General features: G+C 68.2%; 15 protein-coding genes. 8 read left to right on the forward strand and 7 right to left on the reverse strand.

The window, feature by feature from the left end; translation table 11 throughout:
* Positions 1 to 14 precede the first annotated feature (14 nt).
* The gene (locus FX134_RS01535) at positions 15 to 1,724 is read right to left on the reverse strand and encodes an OPT/YSL family transporter (protein WP_080797214.1); all 1,710 of its coding nucleotides are present in this window, start codon (positions 1,722 to 1,724) and stop codon (positions 15 to 17) included.
* Between the two features lie 144 nt (positions 1,725 to 1,868).
* Between FX134_RS01535 and FX134_RS01540 the strand changes: the two genes are divergently transcribed.
* On the forward strand, positions 1,869 to 2,675 hold the full coding sequence (locus tag FX134_RS01540) for a type III pantothenate kinase (RefSeq protein ID WP_232050808.1): 807 nt from the start codon (positions 1,869 to 1,871) through the stop codon (positions 2,673 to 2,675).
* A gap of 16 nt (positions 2,676 to 2,691) precedes the next feature.
* Positions 2,692 to 4,008 (forward strand): Na+/H+ antiporter NhaC family protein, encoded by a 1,317-nt coding sequence (locus FX134_RS01545; RefSeq protein ID WP_080797216.1) that lies wholly within the window; start codon positions 2,692 to 2,694, stop codon positions 4,006 to 4,008.
* Between the two features lie 339 nt (positions 4,009 to 4,347).
* Here the strand turns inward: FX134_RS01545 and yfcE are convergent, their stop codons facing one another.
* The 4 genes from yfcE to FX134_RS01565 form a co-directional block, all read right to left on the reverse strand.
* Entirely contained in the window at positions 4,348 to 4,881 is a 534-nt protein-coding gene (yfcE, locus tag FX134_RS01550) for a phosphodiesterase (protein ID WP_080797217.1), read from the reverse strand.
* A gap of 213 nt (positions 4,882 to 5,094) precedes the next feature.
* Positions 5,095 to 5,730, reverse strand: coding sequence for a TorD/DmsD family molecular chaperone (locus FX134_RS01555; RefSeq protein WP_080797218.1), 636 nt, complete (start codon positions 5,728 to 5,730; stop codon positions 5,095 to 5,097).
* A gap of 100 nt (positions 5,731 to 5,830) precedes the next feature.
* On the reverse strand, positions 5,831 to 6,373 hold the full coding sequence (locus FX134_RS01560; RefSeq protein ID WP_080797219.1) for a 4Fe-4S dicluster domain-containing protein: 543 nt from the start codon (positions 6,371 to 6,373) through the stop codon (positions 5,831 to 5,833).
* 5 nt (positions 6,374 to 6,378) lie between these two features.
* Positions 6,379 to 8,787 carry a molybdopterin-containing oxidoreductase family protein gene (locus FX134_RS01565; protein WP_172623331.1) on the reverse strand — a complete coding sequence of 803 codons (2,409 nt, stop codon included), beginning with the start codon at positions 8,785 to 8,787 and terminating at the stop codon, positions 6,379 to 6,381.
* Between the two features lie 292 nt (positions 8,788 to 9,079).
* Here FX134_RS01565 and FX134_RS01570 point away from each other — a divergent pair, with 292 nt between their 5' ends.
* Positions 9,080 to 10,558, forward strand: a complete 1,479-nt coding sequence (locus tag FX134_RS01570) for a response regulator transcription factor (protein WP_172623332.1) — start codon at positions 9,080 to 9,082, stop codon at positions 10,556 to 10,558.
* On the opposite strand, the gene FX134_RS01575 is transcribed toward FX134_RS01570, so the two are convergent.
* Together FX134_RS01575 and FX134_RS01580 are read right to left on the reverse strand one after the other, a co-directional pair.
* Positions 10,537 to 11,763, reverse strand: coding sequence for a deoxyguanosinetriphosphate triphosphohydrolase family protein (locus FX134_RS01575; RefSeq protein WP_080797221.1), 1,227 nt, complete (start codon positions 11,761 to 11,763; stop codon positions 10,537 to 10,539). The two genes, FX134_RS01570 and FX134_RS01575, sit on opposite strands and share 22 nt — an antisense overlap.
* Positions 11,764 to 12,016: 253 nt before the next feature.
* A complete protein-coding gene (locus FX134_RS01580; protein WP_080797222.1) occupies positions 12,017 to 13,159 on the reverse strand; it encodes a baeRF8 domain-containing protein in 1,143 nt (380 codons plus the stop codon).
* Between the two features lie 212 nt (positions 13,160 to 13,371).
* On the opposite strand from FX134_RS01580, the gene FX134_RS01585 reads away from it, so the two are divergent.
* The 5 genes from FX134_RS01585 (at position 13,372) to def (ending at position 17,664) form a co-directional block, all read left to right on the forward strand.
* Positions 13,372 to 13,563, forward strand: a complete 192-nt coding sequence (locus tag FX134_RS01585; protein ID WP_080797223.1) for a hypothetical protein — start codon at positions 13,372 to 13,374, stop codon at positions 13,561 to 13,563.
* 9 nt (positions 13,564 to 13,572) lie between these two features.
* Positions 13,573 to 15,450 (forward strand): DNA primase, encoded by a 1,878-nt coding sequence (gene dnaG / locus FX134_RS01590; RefSeq protein WP_080797224.1) that lies wholly within the window; start codon positions 13,573 to 13,575, stop codon positions 15,448 to 15,450.
* A gap of 117 nt (positions 15,451 to 15,567) precedes the next feature.
* The gene (locus FX134_RS01595; protein WP_232050809.1) at positions 15,568 to 16,002 is read left to right on the forward strand and encodes an NfeD family protein; all 435 of its coding nucleotides are present in this window, start codon (positions 15,568 to 15,570) and stop codon (positions 16,000 to 16,002) included.
* A complete protein-coding gene (locus FX134_RS01600; RefSeq protein WP_080797226.1) occupies positions 15,999 to 16,934 on the forward strand; it encodes an SPFH domain-containing protein in 936 nt (311 codons plus the stop codon). The genes FX134_RS01595 and FX134_RS01600 overlap by 4 nt, the downstream gene beginning before the upstream one ends.
* Before the next feature lie 178 nt (positions 16,935 to 17,112).
* A complete protein-coding gene (gene def, locus FX134_RS01605; RefSeq protein ID WP_080797227.1) occupies positions 17,113 to 17,664 on the forward strand; it encodes a peptide deformylase in 552 nt (183 codons plus the stop codon).
* The last annotated feature ends 1 nt before the right edge of the window (position 17,665 follow it).

Below are 17,665 nucleotides of genomic sequence, written 5' to 3' on the forward strand. Positions count from 1 at the left end.
GCTCCCGCTCGTCTTTACGCTCCCAGGTCCATGAAGACGGCGGCCAGGGCCACCAGCACGCCGACGATGGACTCGCCGCCGAGCAGGCCGCTCGACACCACGAGGCCGGTCTCGGCTTGCGCCTTCTCGCGGGCGGCGCGCTCATCGGGGGCGAGCTTGGCGCGGCGGCGCTTGCATACGGCGTCGTAGGCCACCTTGGCCATGGCTCCCAGAAACGCCGTGAGCGACATGTAGAAGGGCAGGTAGATGCCCAGTCCCAGCATCATGGCGGGGAACCCGACCAGGTAGAGCAGAAAGCCGCCCGCGAGCCCGATGACGAAGGCGGGCACGCTCGGGATGCCGGACACCATCGTGGCCACCACCGAGGCCTGCGCGGACACGAACGATCCCTGCGGCCCGAACGCCTCGGGGCCGTACGCGCCCACGAGCACGGCCATCACGGCCACGGCGACGAGCGCGCCCAGCACGGCGCCGATCGCCTGGCCGACGAACTGGGCCTTCGGCGAGGTGCCCAGCACGTGCCCCGCGTGGAAGTCGTTCATCACGTCGCCGGCCAAGCCGCACGCCACGGCCACGATGCCGGCCACGAAGAACAGCTGCACCTGCGGCACGCTGGAGACGGCGGCCACGGCCAGAAGCACGATGAGGCCGAAGATCTCCATGGGGTCGATGCCCGTCTGGCCCACGCTCTGCGCGCTCATGGCGGTGGCCACCCAGGCGAGCGCCACTACGACGACGGCCGGCACGGGCCCGAGGCCCAGTCCGAAGCAGATGACGAGCGCCACGGCCGCCACGGCGCAGGCCGCGAGCCCCGCGCTCACGCGCATCCGCTTCCGCGATCTGCCCGCGTTCTCGCCGGCCGCGACGGGAGCGGCGGCCCCGAGCGCGATCGACCCGCGCGTGTCGCGCAGCATGCGGACGGCCTTCGGCAGGATGTTCTTCGCGATCACGCCCACGCCGGCACCCATCATGACGCCCATCCCCAGGCTCGACACGATGCCCTGCGCGCCGGCCACGTCCCACAGGCCCGCGGACGTGCCGCCCACGATGATGCCGAAGTTCGCGAGCACCGCGCCGGCGAACCACACGGCCACCGCACCTGTTCCCACCAGGAACCCGACGGCCAGCAGCATGGGGGAGAGGTACACCCCGAATGCCACGCCGGGGATGCCGACGTTGCCGAAGAGCATGGCCGGGATCACGCCGAAGAAGTCACGCAGCGCCGTGAACGCGCCCGCGAAGCCCATCGACCCGAACAACTTCACGCCCACCTTGCCGCCGGCGTCGCCCGCGATGAGCGTCTGGGCGGCCGCCTCGCCGATGGGGTACTCGAGCTCGGCGTCCTCGATGAAGTGGCGGCGAAGAAGCGCGGTGCACACGAGGCCGAGCACGACGCCCGAGAGCGCCACGAGCAGCATCTCGTAGACGCCCACCTCGTCGGCGAAGCCGAGCATCCAGATGCCGGGGATGGTGAAAGCCAGGCCGCCCGCCACCATGGCGCCGGCGCTCATCACGGTGTGCGTGACGTTGGCCTCGTTGAGGCTGGCCTTGCCGCGCCCGAGCGCCTTCAGGAAGAACAGCGAGATGATGGCCGCGAACACGATGGGCCAGGGAAGCGCCCCCATCTTGAGGGCCGTGTACACCGATGCGGCGGTGATGATGGCGCAGCCGACGCAGCCTATGAGGATGCCGCGCAGCGTCAGCTGCCCTTTGACAGAGTCCATGTCTGCTCCTTCGCGTATATCCGCTTCCCCTCTCTTCGGGAAGTCGGGTTACCTGACGGACGAGTACAGTATAATCGGATGCTGTACGCGGAAACATCGTTAAATTCGCGTGATTGTGGGAAAACGCAGGGAAAGGCGGACGAATTGAGGGGCGAGGAACGCGCGCGCTCGCAGGAGGGCGAAGGGGCGGTGCTGGCCGTCGACGTGGGCAACTCGGTCACGAATCTGGGGCTCTTCGAGGCCGGCGAGCTGGCCGCCACATGGACGGCCACCACGTTCGAGCGCATGACGGCCGACGAGGCGCGCTCGCGCGTGGCGTCGTTCCTGTCCACGCTCGAAGAGCCCGTGGAGGTGGCCGACGGCATCGTGGCCTCGGTGGTGCCGAGCCTCACCGACGCGTGGGTGGAGGCCGTGCGCGCGTGCGCGGGGCGCCGCCCGCTCGTGGTGGGCCCGGGCCTGAAGACGGGCGTGAAGATGCGCTACAACGATCCCGGCGAGCTGGGGGCCGACCGCGTGGCCGACCTGGCGGCGGCGCGCGAGACGTACGAGCCGCCCTTCCTCGTGGTGGACCTGGGCACCACCACGAACTTCGAGGTGGTGGACGCCGACGGCGTGTTCGTGGGCGGCATCATCGCGCCGGGCCTCAGGCTGGCCGCGCGAGCCGTGGCGGATGCGGCGGCCCAGCTCGCGGTCGTCGACCTGCGCGCGCCCGCCTCGGTCATCGGCAAGAACACGCGCGAGGCCATGCGCTCGGGCATCGTCATGGGCGAGGTCGCGCGTATCGACGGGCTGGTGGACGCGGTATGGCGCGAGCTGGGCTGCGAGACGCCCGTGATAGCCACGGGCGAGGACGCCCGCGCGATGGCGGCGCTCTCGGAGCGCGTGACGGATGTGGACGAGCACCTCACGCTGCGCGGCCTGGGCGTGCTGCATGGATTGAACCGACGTTAGCGGAGAAGGGGTCGACGTGGAGAAGGGCAATGTGAAGGCGCTTGCGCCCATCGGGGTGTTCCTCGTGCTTTATCTGGGGCTGGGCGTGCTGTTCGAGTACGGGATGGGCATCCCGATGGGGTTCTACAACATCCCCATCGTGGTGATCTTCCTGGTGGCGCTTCTGGTGGCGTGCGTGCAAAACCGCAAGCTGCCGTTCGATGACAAGCTGGTCATCATGGGGCGCGGCATCGGGGACAAGACCATCGTCACCATGGTGCTCATCTTCATGGTGGCCGGCATCTTCGTGGGCACCGTCGGCCGCGACAGCGCCGAGAGCGTGGCCTACCTCATGTTGTCCATCATCCCTGCGCAGCTGGCCGTGGTGGTGCTGTTCGTGGTGAGCTGCTTCGTGTCGCTGGCCATGGGCACGTCGGTGGGCACCATCACGCTCATCACGCCCATCGCCGTGGCGGTGTCGTCGGCCTCGGGGTTCGATCTGCCCCTGTGCATCGCCTCGGTCATGGGCGGCGCGATGTTCGGCGACAACCTGTCGTTCATCTCCGACACCACCATCGCGGCCTGCCAGGGCCAGGGCTGCCAGATGAAGGACAAGTTCCGCGAGAACTTCAAGATAGCGGTGCCGGCCGCCGTGGCGGCGCTCGTCATCATCCTGGCGCTGTCGCTCGGTTCCGACATCACGGGCACGGTGAGCCACGACTACGACCTGATCCAGCTCATCCCGTACCTCATCGTGCTGGTGGGCGGCATCGTGGGCGTGAACGTGTTCGTCGTGCTTCTGCTGGGCATCCTGTCGGGCTCCATCATCATGGTGGCCACCGGCGCCACCGCGGCCACCGACCTTCTGGCCAGCATGGGCTCGGGCGCGGCCGGCATGTTCGAGACCACGATGGTGGCGGTGCTCGTGAGCGCCATCTGCGCGCTCATCCGCGAGTACGGCGGGTTCACGGCGCTTTTGAACGGCATCCAGAGCCTGTTCAAGAGCAAGAAGGGCGGACAGCTGGGCATGGGCCTGCTGGTGGGCGCCATGGACATCGCCACGGCCAACAACACGGTAGCCATCGTCATCGCCAACCCCATCGCGGCCGACATGGCCGAGACCTACGGCATCACGCGGCGCAAGACGGCGTCCATCCTCGACACGTTCTCGTGCGTGTTCCAGGGCGTCATCCCCTACGGCGCGCAGATGCTCGTGGCCATTTCGGCGGCCACCGAGCTGGGACATGCGGTGTCGGCGTTCCAGATCATCCCGTTTTTGTTCTACCCGTTTTTGCTGCTGGCGAGCTCGCTCGTGTTCATCTTCCTCGTGCCCGACAAGGCCGAACGCTCGTAAGGGCTCGGCTTGCTCTTTGGAGCATGGCGGGCGCGGGTTTTTCGTGACCTGGGGGGATCAGCCGGGCGCGTTCGCATGCGCCGAGGGGCGAACGGGTCGTTCGGCTTTTCGGCCCCTCGAATGCACGGTTTTGGCCGCTGTGAAGCTCGACCGGGCGACACGGCGGAAGCTAGCGCTCTGCGACCAGGGAAAACGCGTCGAGGTTGCACTGTCCGAGCGCGCGGGGAGCCTTCAGACATCCGAAAACCCTTCAGAACGGCGAAAACCGTGCACCGGAAGGGCCGGAAAGCTGAAGACGGCTCCTCCGAGTGCGCTGTGCGCGGATTCCTCGACGCGAGCTTAGCTCCAGCCGCCTTCGCGCAGGACGGCGCCGTCGAGGGTTTTGAGGGCGAAGGCGCTGCGGTCGTAGACGGCGTAGCTGGCCGTGCCGTCCTTCGGGATGGATGTGCTGCCGGGGTTGACGTGCAGCACGCCGTCGCGCTCGTCGAGGGTCTTCACGTGGGTGTGGCCGGTGAGCAGGGCGCTTCCGGGTGCGAGGCTCGGCGCGAGGTCGAGGTGCCCGTGCGTGAGGAAGAGCTCGTGCCCGTCGGCCTCCACCAAGGCGTAGTCGGCCATGCAGGGGAAGTCGAGCAGCATCTGGTCGACTTCCGCGTCGCAGTTGCCGCGCACGGCCACGATGCGCCCGGCCATGCCGTTGAGCACGGCGGCGACCTCGCGGGGCGCGTAGCCTTCCGGCAGGTCGTTGCGCGGGCCGTGGTAGAGCACATCGCCCAGGAGGACGATGCGGTCGGGCGACTCCGCCTCGATGCGCGCCGCGAGCGCGCGCACGGCCGCCGCCGAGCCGTGGATGTCCGATGCGATGACGAGCTTCATGGATGCCTCCAATCGTTGGGGAAGGCATCTAGTTTAGCGCACCGGTTGTCATCCTGAGCGAAGCGAACGAAGTGAGCGGAGTCGAAGGATCCCGTGTGGCGCCAGCCGGAACGCTTCCAGCTGGCGCCACACGGGATCCTTCGACTCCGGCCTACGGACTCCGCTCAGGATGACAAAGGGTTGGCTTCGCGCTCCACTCAGGATGACAAAGGGCTAGTTCTCCAGCTCGTCCATGATGTCGCGGTCGGCCAGCACCTGGTCGCGGGCCATGGCGGCGAGGCCGCGGTAAAGCGGCACGCTCGCGCGCTTCTCCACGTCGTCGCAGAGGGCCGGCACCCAGGCGGCCAGGTGGTCGCGCCCGAACGCGGCCTGCGTCTCCACGAGCCGCTCCGCTTCGTCGGCCTCTCCGGCCGCAAGCGCCGCCGCCGTCCGCTCGGCCAGCTTCGCCATGAAGTCGAACTCGAGCGCCACGTGGTCCTCAGGCAGATCGAAGCCCGCCGGCGCCTCGAGGCCCGCCTCGCGGTAGAGCGCCGTCACCTCGTCGCGCGCCTCCTGCATGAGCAGGTGCACGGGGCTCGTGTACACCGACTCGTAGGGAGCCACCGGATGCGCGCTCATCCCCAGGAACAGCCGGTTGTAGTCGGCCTCCGCGTCGATGCGCAGCCGCTCGTCATCGCCCTGCGCCAGCTCGGCGAAGAACGCGGCCAGGGGGTGGGACTCGTCGTCGCTGGCCGCCGCCCTCATGGACGCGAGGAACGCCGTATCGGGGGCGGCGGCGAACGCGCGGGAGAGGAAGCGGTAGGCGAGCGCGCGATCCTCCATGAGCTCGATCTTCTCGCTCGTGTCCATTGATGCTCCTTATCGTCGGATGGATGGAAAGCCGGGCGCCGCGAAGGGGAGGGAGGTCGGCGGTGCCCGGCTGGGGCAGGGTATGCCCGGGTCGTTCAGCTTACGAGACGTACACGCTCGGGTTCGTGGCGCCCTCCATGCGCGCGCCGCCCTTCGCGGTCGCGGCCTTCTCCATCTCGGAGAGCGGGCCGAACTGCAGCGCCTTCATCGGGCAGGTGAGCACGCAATGCGGCATCTCGAGGTCCTCGCCGCGGCCGACGGACAGGCACGTGTCGCACTTGTCCATCTTGAAGCCGCCGCCCTCCTGCTTGACGTACTGCGGCACGTCGAAGGGGCAGGCCGCCGAGCACGTCTTGCACCCGATGCACTTCTCCAAATCCACCACCACGGCGCCGTCCTCCTCGCGCTTGCTGATGGCGCCCTGCGGGCACTTCTCAACGCACGCGGGATTCTCGCAGTGCATGCACGACAGCGACTCGAAATGGCGCTTGACGTCGGGGAACGTTCCCTCTTCCGTCTCCTGGACGTTGCGGCGGGACACGGTGCCCGCCTCTATCTCGTGCCACTGCTTGCAGGCCACCTGGCAGGCCCAGCATTTGATGCAGCGGCTCGTATCGACGTAGAATCCGTACTGCTCAGCCATCGTCGTTACCCCTCACTCTTCGAAATCTTGACGAGCGTCTGCTTGGCCATGGCCGAGGTGAAGCCGTCGTAGTTGGTCATGGTGTCGTCGTAGAGCACGTTGACCTCGCTGCCGCCGTCGAGCGTGCCGTAGCCCGGAAGGCCCAGCTCCTCGCAGGGCTCCCACCAGCCGCGCTTCGTCATGAGCACGTCGGGCGCGATGGCCTCGAAGTAGCGCGCCACCATCTTGATGGAGCCGTGGGGCGACTCGATGTTCATCCAGCCGCCGTCCTCGATGCCGTACTTCTTGGCCGTGGCCGGGTTGATCTTCACCCACGGCTCGGGCTGCAGCTCGCGCAGGTAGGGCACGTCGTGATAGTAGCTGTGGTTGCACAGGCGGTACGCATGGACGTCGGAGATGACCAGCGGATACTCCGCGGCGATATCCGGCGTGCCCGCGATGCTCTCGGGCGCGCCCGTGTAGACGGGCAGACGCGAGATGGTGCCGGTGTCGGTGGCGTTGGGCTTGTCGCCGATCCAGTCGTTCACGCACTGCACCTTGCCGCCGGGCAGCGACGAGAACATCTTCTCGTAGGTCTGGTACTCGGGCTCGGTCGGCTTGGCGTCGTCGGTGCGCTCCTTGAAGATGTAGCCCTTCTCGCGGAGCTCCTCGAGCGTGATGCCGGAGCCGTCCAGCTGCTCGGAGAGCATCTTGTCCACGTCGCCGTCCCAGAAGTCGGCGCCGTAGCCCATGCGAACGGCCAGGTCGAGGTAGTATTCCCAGTCGGAGCGGGACTCGCCCATGGGTTCCGCGAGCACCTGGTTGATGCCGATGAACGTGCCGGCGGGGCTGTTCTTCGTGGCGAACTGGTCGGCCGCCTCGTACTGCGTGCACGCGGGCAGCACGATGTCGGCGTAGTCGCACGAGGAGTTCCACGCGGTGTCCATCACCACGTAGTAGTCGAGCTTCTTGAGCGCCTCGGCGATGGTCTTGGGCTGGCGCGTGGCCGACATGGGGTTGGACGACTGGCCGAACACGAAGCGCAGCGGGTAGGGGTCCTCGGTGAGGATGGACTGCAGACCCTTGTTGTAGGCGCTCGTGGGGCCGGACTCCTGCGTCATCATGGTCTGGAACCAGCGCGGGGTCTCGGGCGCGACCAGCTTGGCGACGCCGGGCATCCAGCCGTTGGCCTCGTCTTCCTCGCTTGCGGGCAGGCGGTCGGAAAGAAGGTCGACGCCCTTGGTCTTGATGAGGGGCTCCGGCATGACCATGCCCGCCCCGCCGCCGCCGGCGATGCCGAGGTTGCCGGTGATGGCCTCGATGATGCAGGCGCACGCCACGGTCCAGTGGCCGTCGTTGGCCTGGTCGCCGATGCCGTTGCCGATGTTGATGCCCATGGGCTTCACGGTGCCCATGAGGCGCGCGACCTCGGTGATCTGCGCCTCGGGCAGGCCGGTGATCTCGGCGGCCCAGGCGGGGGTGTACTGCTTGATGTGCTCGGCGAGCTCGTCGAAGCCGTTCGTCCAGTTCTCGACGAAGTCGTGGTCGTAGAGGTCCTCGCCGATGATGACGTTCAAGAACGCCATGGCCAGCGCCGTGTCGGTGCCGGGGCGCACGGGCATCCAGATGTCGGCGTGCGAGCCGAGGCCCTCCTGCATCGGGCGGATGTCGACGATCTGCATGCCGGCTTCCTTGGCGTCCATGCGCTTGCAGGGGTTGCCCTGGTTGACGGCGGAGTTCTCGGAGTTGTAGCCCCACACCACCAGAAGCTTCGTCTTGTTCAGCTGGCCGGGCGCCGTGTCGGTGGCCTTGGCGTGCGCGGGGCCGCCGATGGTCACGAGGCGCGAGAACATGCGCTGCGAGTTGCAGATGGCCGAGTGCAGGTAGTTCGGGGAGCCGTGCACGTTGAGGAAGCGGCGGCCGAGCGAGCCGAGCACCGCGTAGAACTGCGGGCTGAGCACGCCGTAGGACTCAGGCCCGTACTGCTCCTTCTGCTCCTTGAGCTTGGCCGCGATGGTGTCCATGGCCTCGTCCCAGGTGATCTTCTCGAACTTGCCCTCGCCCTTCTCGCCTGTGCGCTTCATGGGATAGAGCAGGCGCGTGGGCGAGTACAGCGTGTGCATGGCCGCGTTGCCCTTGGCGCACAGGGTGCGCGAGCCGCGGCCGAAGTTGTTGCCGGCCTCGGGGTTGCCCTCGACGTTCACCCAGCGGCCGTCCTTAATGGTGCACAGCGTGGAGCAGTGCGTGCGGGCGGGGCCGCACATCTTGCACCAGGCGTGCTTGACCTCGACGACGGGCTCGGCGGCGGGCTCGTTGGACGGCGCGCCGGTCCCCTCGGTCTCTTTGAGGCCCTCGTTCGCGCAGCCGCCCAGCACGGCTGCAGCGCCGAGCGCGGCGGCGCCCTTGAAGAACGTTCTCCTCGTCAGTTCTGCCATAATTCCCTCCTGTGGAAACGATGTGCCCCTTGCGCGCACGCCCGGCCTTCCCCTGGCCGATCCCCCTCTCGTGCTCTCCTCGTGCGGCCTGAGCGGCCCGCTCAAGGGGATCGCGTCTGCGATGGCCCGACTGTACGACGAGCGCGCCGTGTTTTGAATCGTAGGTTTCAACGTTTTTCGCGCAAAGCGGTCCATCAGGCGCGACATATGATTCATATGATGAGCGTTTTGCGCTACAATACGTGCCGGGAGGAGCGCCGCGAACATGCGGCGCCGGGGGAGAGGGAACGCCATGGCGTCAGCCGCTAATCGCTTCGCCTGCATGCGCGGGCATTTGAGGGCCGTGACCCTCGCCGATGTGTTCGACGTGCGCGTGCTCGGGCTCGCCTTGAGCCTGGCATGGTCGTCCGTCACGTTCTTCAGCACCGTGGTGCATTTCTCAACGCGCAACGACGTGAGCCACTTCAACAGCGTGGTGGGGTTCTCGAGCCTGGGGATGCTCGCCGTGCTCGTGGCGGCCGCCCTGCTGCCCCGCCTGTTCGCGCGCGTTATGTCTGCGCGGGCCGTACGCTGGTCGGTGCCCGGCATCATGGCGGCCATGACCGTCGTGCTCGTGGTGGTGGACCACGACGTGTTCCGGCAGCCGTGGTGCTCCATCGCGGCCACCTGCGCCGGCGCCGGCCTCGGCGTGCTCTACCTGGCCTGGGCCGACGAGTTCCGCAAGCTCGACGCCGCCCAGTCGGTGGTGAAGGCCGTGTGCTCGTTCCTGCTGGCGGCCGTGGCGTTCGCGCTGGTCGTGGCGCTGCCGCGCGAGCTTGCCGTCGTGCTCACGGTGCTCATGCCCCTCGTCGCCGGCGCGGTGCTGTTCGCGCGCATCGGCGCGTGGCGGGAGATGGCGCCGCCCGAGCCCTCCACGTTGCGCCGCGGCGCGTTCTCCATCCGCGCGGTGCTCTCCATCGGGGCGCTCGCGCTGTCCGAATCGTTCATGCGGGCGCTCTTCCTCAACGCCTCGCCCATCATCAACGAGGGCAGCTATCCGTGGCTGTTCCTCGTGGCCTCCATGGCGTCCGTGGCGCTCATCTGCGGCCCCTTGTTCTCCGCGCGCGAGCTGGACTTCGGCGCGGCCTACCAGGCCACGGTGTTCGCGCTCGGGTTCATCTTCCTTCTGCTGCCCATCCTCGACTTGGGCACGGTGCCGGCCGACATCCTCGCGCTCGTCTCCTACAGCACGGTGACGATGCTCACGTGGATCGTGCTCACGCGCATCATCGGGCTCTACCGGCTCTCGACCCTGTTCGCGTTCGGCATCGGCTGGAGCGCCTACGTCGCAGGCTCGCTCGCCGGCACGTTCGGCGCCGCGCTGCTCAGCTCGTTTTGGGAGCTCGAGCCGCGCGTGCTGAGCATCGTGGAGCTCGTGTGCGTGTGCCTGCTGTTCTTCGCCTACCTGTTCCTGTTCAACGAGCGGTCGATGATGCGTCTGCTCGGCGGCCCGTCCGGCGACGACCGCCGGCCGTTCCGCGCGCGCTGCGAGCAGGTGGCGCGCGAGCACGAGCTCACGGCCCGCGAGGCCGAGATCATGGTGCTCGTGGCAAAGGGCCGCTCGACGCCGCGTATACAGAAGCAGCTCGGCCTCACGGCGGGCACGGTGAACACGCACCTCGCGCACCTCTACCGCAAGCTCGACGTGCATGACAAGCAGGAGCTCATCGACCTGCTGGAGGAGCGTCGGGGCGAGGCGCGTCCGGAAGCTCAGGCCAAGTCGGCGCAGTAGCCCTGCGCGATGATGCGCCGGCCGCTTTCGGGGAACAGGTGCGCGTAGAGCGCCATGAAGTAGCTGTCGGTCATGGAGGCCAGGTAGTCCACGACGATCTGGTTCGGCTCGGTGGCCAGGTAGTCCTCGGCCGTCACCGTGCGCGACTTCGCGCAGAGCGACGCCACGTGGTGCCTGAACACCGGCGACGACTCGTTCCCGGCCAGAAGGTCGTCGAGCAGGCGGGCGTAGAGCTCCTCGAACATCTCCTCGACGATGTTGCCGGCACCGGCCACCACGCCCTCCTGCTCGTAGATAAGCTCGTAGTTCTGGCGCTTGGCGCGCTTGAGGTCGGCGAACACGGCTCCGCTCATGGCGATGCGGTCGGTGCCGTAGCTGGCGTTGACGATGTCCACCGTCAGGTTGTTGATGATGCGCGCGTTGTCGCGGCCGATCACCTCGCTGTCGAACGCGTCGAGCGAGCCGATCACGCCCATGTCGACGGCATCCGCGCGGTCCTTGCCCACGTAGGCGATCATGTCGGCGACGCGCACCACGCAGCCCTCGAGCGTGGAGGGGCGTAGGCGCTTGATGGCCTGCTCGTCCACGTAGCATTCCTCCACGAGCGCGTCGAGCGTCGCGAAGTCGCGCGTGTCGCCGACGCTCAGCACCTGCTGGGCGAACTCGCCGTTGTGGCAGAGCACGCCGTCGAGCGTCTGGAGGCTCACATTGCGGCGGTAGAGCTTGTCGAGCACGCGCACCGAGTGCACGTTGTGGTTGAACGAGCGGCCCGTGCGCTCGCGATAGCACTGGCTGAGGAAGCGCTCGCCGGCGTGGCCGAACGGCGTGTGGCCCACGTCGTGGCCGAGCGCGATGGCCTCGATGAGCTCCGTGTTCAGGCCGAGCAGGCTGCCGATGCCGCGCGCGACGCGGCTCACCAGCTGCACGTGAAGGCCGCGCCGGCTGATGTCGTCGTTCTCCACGAACGAGAACACCTGCGTCTTGTCGGCGTAGCGGTTGTAGGCTGGCACGTTCAGGATCTTCTCGATGTCGCGCGCGAACGCGGGGCGGGCGAGCGTGGCCTCGTCGTGGGGGTTGGCCTCGCGCCGTGCGACGTCCGCGTCGTCGAAGGCGAGCGGGTGCTTGCGCCCCGCCGCGCGGTCGGCGCGGATGGCGGCCTCGATCTCGGGGTCGAGCGTGAGGTAGGGGATGGCCTGCTGTTCCATGTGCGTCCTCTTTCCCGTGTGTTCCGAGGACATTGTAACGCATGGTGCCGGGGAAGCGACGTTCTGGCCTCAATATATAAGTAAGAGCATCATGGACAAGATAGACCTTCGGGACTGATTTCTTGTCGGGAATCCCCGGTTCGACTTATTGCCATCAGGGGTTTCTTCGTTTTCCGTTGGCTATGACGCGGAAAAATCAGTCCCGAAGGCCGATTTTGTCCAAGAGGCCTCGCCAGCAGATTTTCGATTCGGGCTAGTACCTGTACAACGCGGCGACGCCGGCGTCGGTGGGCATGAGGGCGGGGTCCACGAGGTAGACTTCGCCGCCTTGGCGCAGGGTCGCCTGGGCGAACTCGTCCGCGAGGTCGCCGTCGGCAGGGCGGGTCAGGGTGCCGGTCTGCTCGTCGTAGACGCCGGGGATCGCGGCTTCCTCCTCCACGAGCAGCGCGCGCACCTTGCGCTCGAGGAGCGCGAACGCGATGGCGTCGAGGTCGTCGGTCGCCTTGCCCGCCGCCCGCGCGTCGCCGAACTCCTCGGCCACCGCCCGGTCGCGCTTCTCGCGGGCGCGCTCGATGACGGCGGTGGCGTCCTGCAGCAGCTCGGGGAAGTCCACGCCGTCGACGTTCTTCTCGATGCCCTCGTCGAGCAGGTTCGGCACCGTGGAGAAGCTTCGGAACATCGCCTGGTGCTCAGGCAGGCTCACGAGGATCACCGGCAGCGGGGCGGCGTGCTCCAGGTGCTCGGTCACGGCCCTGTTCACCGAGCGGAAGAACTTCTCGGCCTCTTCCTTCTTCACGTCGTTGCGTGACTTGTAGCCGTGGTAGGGCGGCATGTGGTTCTCGAGCGAGGAGTAGTCGAGCGCGCCCTCGTGGCCGTCGTACACCTCGGGGAACTCCTCGCTGAACTCGCCCGGCACGTCGGCGGGCAGCTCGACGCGCTCGAGCGAGCCGAAATCGCCGTGGATGAGGGCGAAGCGGTCGGCCGAGAGTCCCAGTAGGTAGTAGTGCGCGCCGAACAGGAACGTGCGCATGATCGGCTTCAAGGAGAAGCGCTCGCCCACGACGACGCGCTCCTCCACGGGAAAGCCGAGCGGCAGCACGTTCACGCGCTCGTCGCTGGCGAGCACCGCCAGGCCGCCCTGCGCCGCGGAGTGCGCGTAGTCCTCGAAGCGCTCGGCCACGACGTCGAGGTTCGCGACGAGGTTCGCGTACTCGCGGCGCTCGCGCTGCTGCGCCAGCTCGGCCCGCGCCTCCGACACGAGGTCGCGGAACCGCTCGCGGTCGCGCTCGAGGCCGTCGGCGCCCGAGGTGGGCAGGAAGATGGACACGAGGGGAGGTGCGGCCTGCTCGTAGAGGACCGGGTCGAAATCCGTGAGCACCGCGATGTCTTCGTTCATGGGGAACCTCCGTGTCCGTCAAGGGAATCGATGCGCCGCTAGCGGGGGCGCGGCGAAGGCCAGCATAGCAACGCCCGCGCCCGGCGGGCCCGCTTGCAGCGCACCTGTCAACGTCCGGTAGGCGTGCCGGCACGCGATCCGCCCCCGCGCGGCCGAAGGCGGGCGGGCTTGCGGTATACTGGTGCGGAAAACGACGACGGGAGAGGGCGCGCATGAGGAACCGGGAGTGGGTCTACGCGGTCATCGCGGTAATCAGCTTCGTGATGATGGCCGCGAGCCTCGTGTTCGTGTACATGGACGCGGGTGAGGCCGGCCCCGAGCTCGGCGAGTTCGTGCCGGCCATCGGGTTCGCCCTCGTGTTCCTGGTGAACCTCGTCCTGTCCAAGCAGAACCGGCGGAGGTAGGGCGCATCCATGGCGGGCATCAGCGAAGAGGACATCCAGAAGGTTCGCGAGGCGAGCGACGTGGCCGCCGTCATCGGCGAGCGTGTGCCCCTGAAGCAGCGCGGGCATGAGTTCTGGTGCTGCTGCCCCTTGCACAATGAGAAGACGCCCTCGTTCAAGATCGACCCGTCCCGGCAGACGTGGCACTGCTTCGGCTGCGGCAAGGGCGGCGACGTGTTCCGCTTCATCATGGAGACAGAGGACCTGTCGTTTCCCGAGGCCGTCCGCCGCCTGGCCGAGCGGGCCCACATCGAGATAGCCGAGAGCGGCGGGCGACCGGGCGTGGGGGCCGGACGCAAGGCGCGCCTCAAGGCCGTGTGCGAGGAGACGGCCGCGTTCTACCACGCGCAGCTCATGCGCAATCCGGGTTCGGACGCGTCGGTCGCGCGCAGCTACCTGGCCGGGCGCGGGTTCGGCGGCGAGGTGCCTAAGAGCTGGCGGCTCGGCTTCGCCCCGGGGCGCGGCCAGCTCGTGCGCCACCTCACGGCCAAGGGCTTCAAGGGCGACGAGATGGTGCAGGCGAACGTCGCGCTTTCGGGCGACGGCGGCCGTCTGCGCGACCGCTTCTTCAACCGCGTGATGTTCCCCATCAACGACGCGCAGGGGGAGTGCATCGCCTTCGGCGGGCGCGTCATCGGCAAGGGCGAGCCGAAGTACCTCAACTCCCAGGAGACGCCGCTGTTCCACAAGTCGCAGGTGCTCTACGGCCTGGACAAGGCGAAGGCGGCCATGGCCTCCACCGGCGTGGCCGTGGTGGTGGAGGGTTACACCGATGTCATCGCGCTGCACGAGGCGGGGCTGCGCAATGTCGTGGCGACGCTCGGCACTGCGCTCACCCTGCGCCACATCCGCCTGCTCTCGCGCCACGCGCGCCGCCGCATCGTGTACCTGTTCGACGGCGACGAGGCCGGCCAGCGCGCCGCCGACCGCGCGCTCGCGTTCATCGACGACTCCATGACGCCCGAGGCGGGCAAGAGCCGCATCGAGTTGGCGGCCGTCACGCTGCCCGACAACCTCGACCCGGCCGAGTTCGTGGCCGCGCGGGGGGCCGACGCGCTCAAGGGGCTGGTCGACGCCGCGCAGCCTCTGCTCACCTACGGCATCGAGCGACGATTGGCCAAGCACGACCTGAGCCGCGCCGAGGGGCGCTCAGCCGCGCTCGCCGACGCGCTCTCGGTGCTCGCGCCCATCAAGGACTCGATGCTGGCGAAGGACTACGCCGTGCAGATAGCCAGCCGCTGCCGTGCGCGGGAGGAGGCCGTGCTCGAAGAGCTCTCGCGCTTGAAGCCGCCGCGGCAGGCCGTTGAGGAGTCCGGGGAGACGGACCGGACGCAGGACGCGCTTTCGCAGCCCGCGCCCGCGCCGGCCCCCGAGCGCGCGCGGCTCGCCCCCGCCGAGCGCAGCCGCCGCCGCTTCGAGCGCCAGCTGCTGGCCCTGGCGGCGAGCCGGCCCGACCTCGCGCTGCTCCACGCCGACGCGCTCGCGCTGACGCAGTGGCACGATCCCGTGCACATTGCCGTGGCGCAGAGCATGCTCGACACGCTGGCGGACGACCCCGCCGCCTCCACCGCGCGCATCGTGGGCGACGCGGCGCGCGCGCTTCCGGCTGCGGCGGGCATGCTGACGGCCGGCCCCCCTCAGAGCGCCGCGAGCGACGAGGCCCTGGCGGCCTTCCTCGTGGAGGAGCTCGCTATCGGCGACGCGGAGGACGCGGTGGCCGCGCTCAGATCGCAGCTTTCCGACCCCGCGCGCCTGCCCGCCGACGAGTACGAGCTGCTGTTCCAGACCGTGGGCGACATGCAGAAGGACCTCGTCCGCCGCCGCGCCGCCCACAAGCCCGTGGGGTGAGGTTCTAACGCTGATAGCCAGCGCCTGTTTTGGAACATTCGTGCGTTCGGGGGCGAAGCGCCGCCCGCGCGGCGCCGTAGCGTTGGGGGATGGTATACTCTACCGAAAAGAAAGGAGATGCCGTTGAGCCCCTTCATCTGGCTGGCCGTGGCCGCCGTGATGGCCGTCGTCGAGATCGCCTCGCTCGGCCTCATCACCATGTGGTTCGTCGTGGGCGCGCTCGTCGCGTTCGTCGCGAACCTGCTCGGGTTCGACCTGTTCGTCCAGGTGGTTGTGTTCCTCGTCGTGTCGGTGCTGTGCCTGGCGGTGCTGCGCCCCGTGTTCGTGAAGTACCGCGATCGCGGAAAGCAGGAGGAGCCCACCCCCGTCGGCCAGATCGCCGTGGTGGCCGAGGCCATCGACAACGACCGCCTGGTCGGCCGCGTCGAGACGCCCGACCATATGACCTGGGCCGCGCGCTCGGCTGACGGGATGCCCATCCCCGCCGGCGAGAACGTCGTGGTCGTGGGGCAGGAGAGCGTCAAGCTCATCGTCGAAAGGAAACCGTCATGATCTTCCTCATCGTGCTCGTGGTGCTCGTGGTGCTGTTCAGCGTCACGTGCATCAAGATAGTCCCGCAGGCCGAGGCCGCCGTCGTCGAGCGCCTGGGCTCCTACCTCACCACCTGGGGCAACGGCCTGCACGTGAAGGTGCCGTTCATCGACCGCGTGCGCCCCTTCGTGACGCTCAAGGAGCAGGTGGCCGACTTCCCGCCCCAGCCCGTCATCACGAAGGACAACGTGACCATGTCCATCGACTCAGTCGTGTTCTTCAAGATCATGGACCCGAAGCTCTACACCTACGGCGTGGAGAACCCCATCATGGCCATCGAGAACCTGGCCGCCACCACGCTGCGCAACATCATCGGCGATTTGGAGCTGGACACCACGCTCGTGTCGCGCGACACCATCAACGCCAAGATGCGCGCCATCCTGGACGAGGCCACCGACGCGTGGGGCATCAAGGTGAACCGCGTGGAGGTCAAGAACATCACGCCGCCGGCCGCCATCCAGCAGGCCATGGAGAAGCAGATGAAGGCCGAGCGCGAGAAGCGCGAGGCCATCCTTCTGGCCGAGGGCGAGAAGCAGTCGGCCATCACGGTTGCCGAGGGCAACAAGCAGGCGCAGATCCTCGCCGCCGAGGCCGAGAAGCAGGCCGTGATCCTGGCCGCCGAGGCCGAGAAGGAGAAGCAGATCCGCGAGGCCGAGGGCGAGGCGGAGGCCATCCGCAACGTGCAGGAGGCCACCGCGCAGGGCATCCGCATGGTGCGCGAGGCCGGCGCCGACTCGGCCGTGCTCACCCTGCAGGCCTACGAGGCCCTGAAGAGCGTGGCGAACGGCCGCGCGACGAAGCTCATCATCCCCTCCGAGATCCAGGGCATGGCCGGCCTCGCCGCCAGCTTGAAGGAGATCGTGGTGGACGAGAAGCCGACGAGCGCGAAGTAGCGGCGCCCGCGTAGGCGCATAGATGACGAGGTGGGAGGCGTTTTGCGCTTCCCACCTCGCGTTTTGTGGAGCTTTCCCGCAGAGTGCTGGACAAGGGGCGCGCGATTGCGGACAATGGGCGCAAAGACCGATCCCGCGCCGCGCAGAGGCGGCGCGTTTCCTGAGACATAAGAAGGACGTGTTGAGCGTGATCTCCATCGTGCAATCCCCGAACCCCGTCCTGAACACGGCGTGCGAGCCGTGCGACCTGGACGACAAGAGCCTGCGCAAGCTGGCGAAGCAGATGGCGAAGGCCATGTACAAAAACGACGGCTGCGGCCTGGCCGCGCCGCAGCTGGGCGTGACGAAGCGCCTCGTGGTGATCGACTGCGACCAGGAGGATGGCGAGCAGGATCCCATCATCCTGGTGAACCCCGTGCTCGTCGAGACCCAGGGCGAGCCGGTCGTGGAGGGGGAGGGGTGCCTGTCGCTGCCCGGCATCTCGGTGCCCATCGCGCGGCCGCCGTGGGCGCGCGTGCGCTACTTCGACCTGGACGGCGAGCAGTGGGAGATCGAGGGCGACGGGCTGCTCGGCCGCTGTTTGCAGCACGAGCTGGACCACCTGGACGGCGTCACGATGTTCGAGCGCTGCGACCCGGTGGCCCGCATCCAGGCGCTGCGCGACTACGAGGCGGCCCAGGCCGCCGGCGCGAAGCCGGGCGAGACCTCGCTCGAGCCGCGGGTGCGCTGAT

Source organism: Arabiibacter massiliensis, assembly GCF_902386925.1.
In the GTDB taxonomy this organism is placed as follows: domain Bacteria; phylum Actinomycetota; class Coriobacteriia; order Coriobacteriales; family Eggerthellaceae; genus Arabiibacter; species Arabiibacter massiliensis.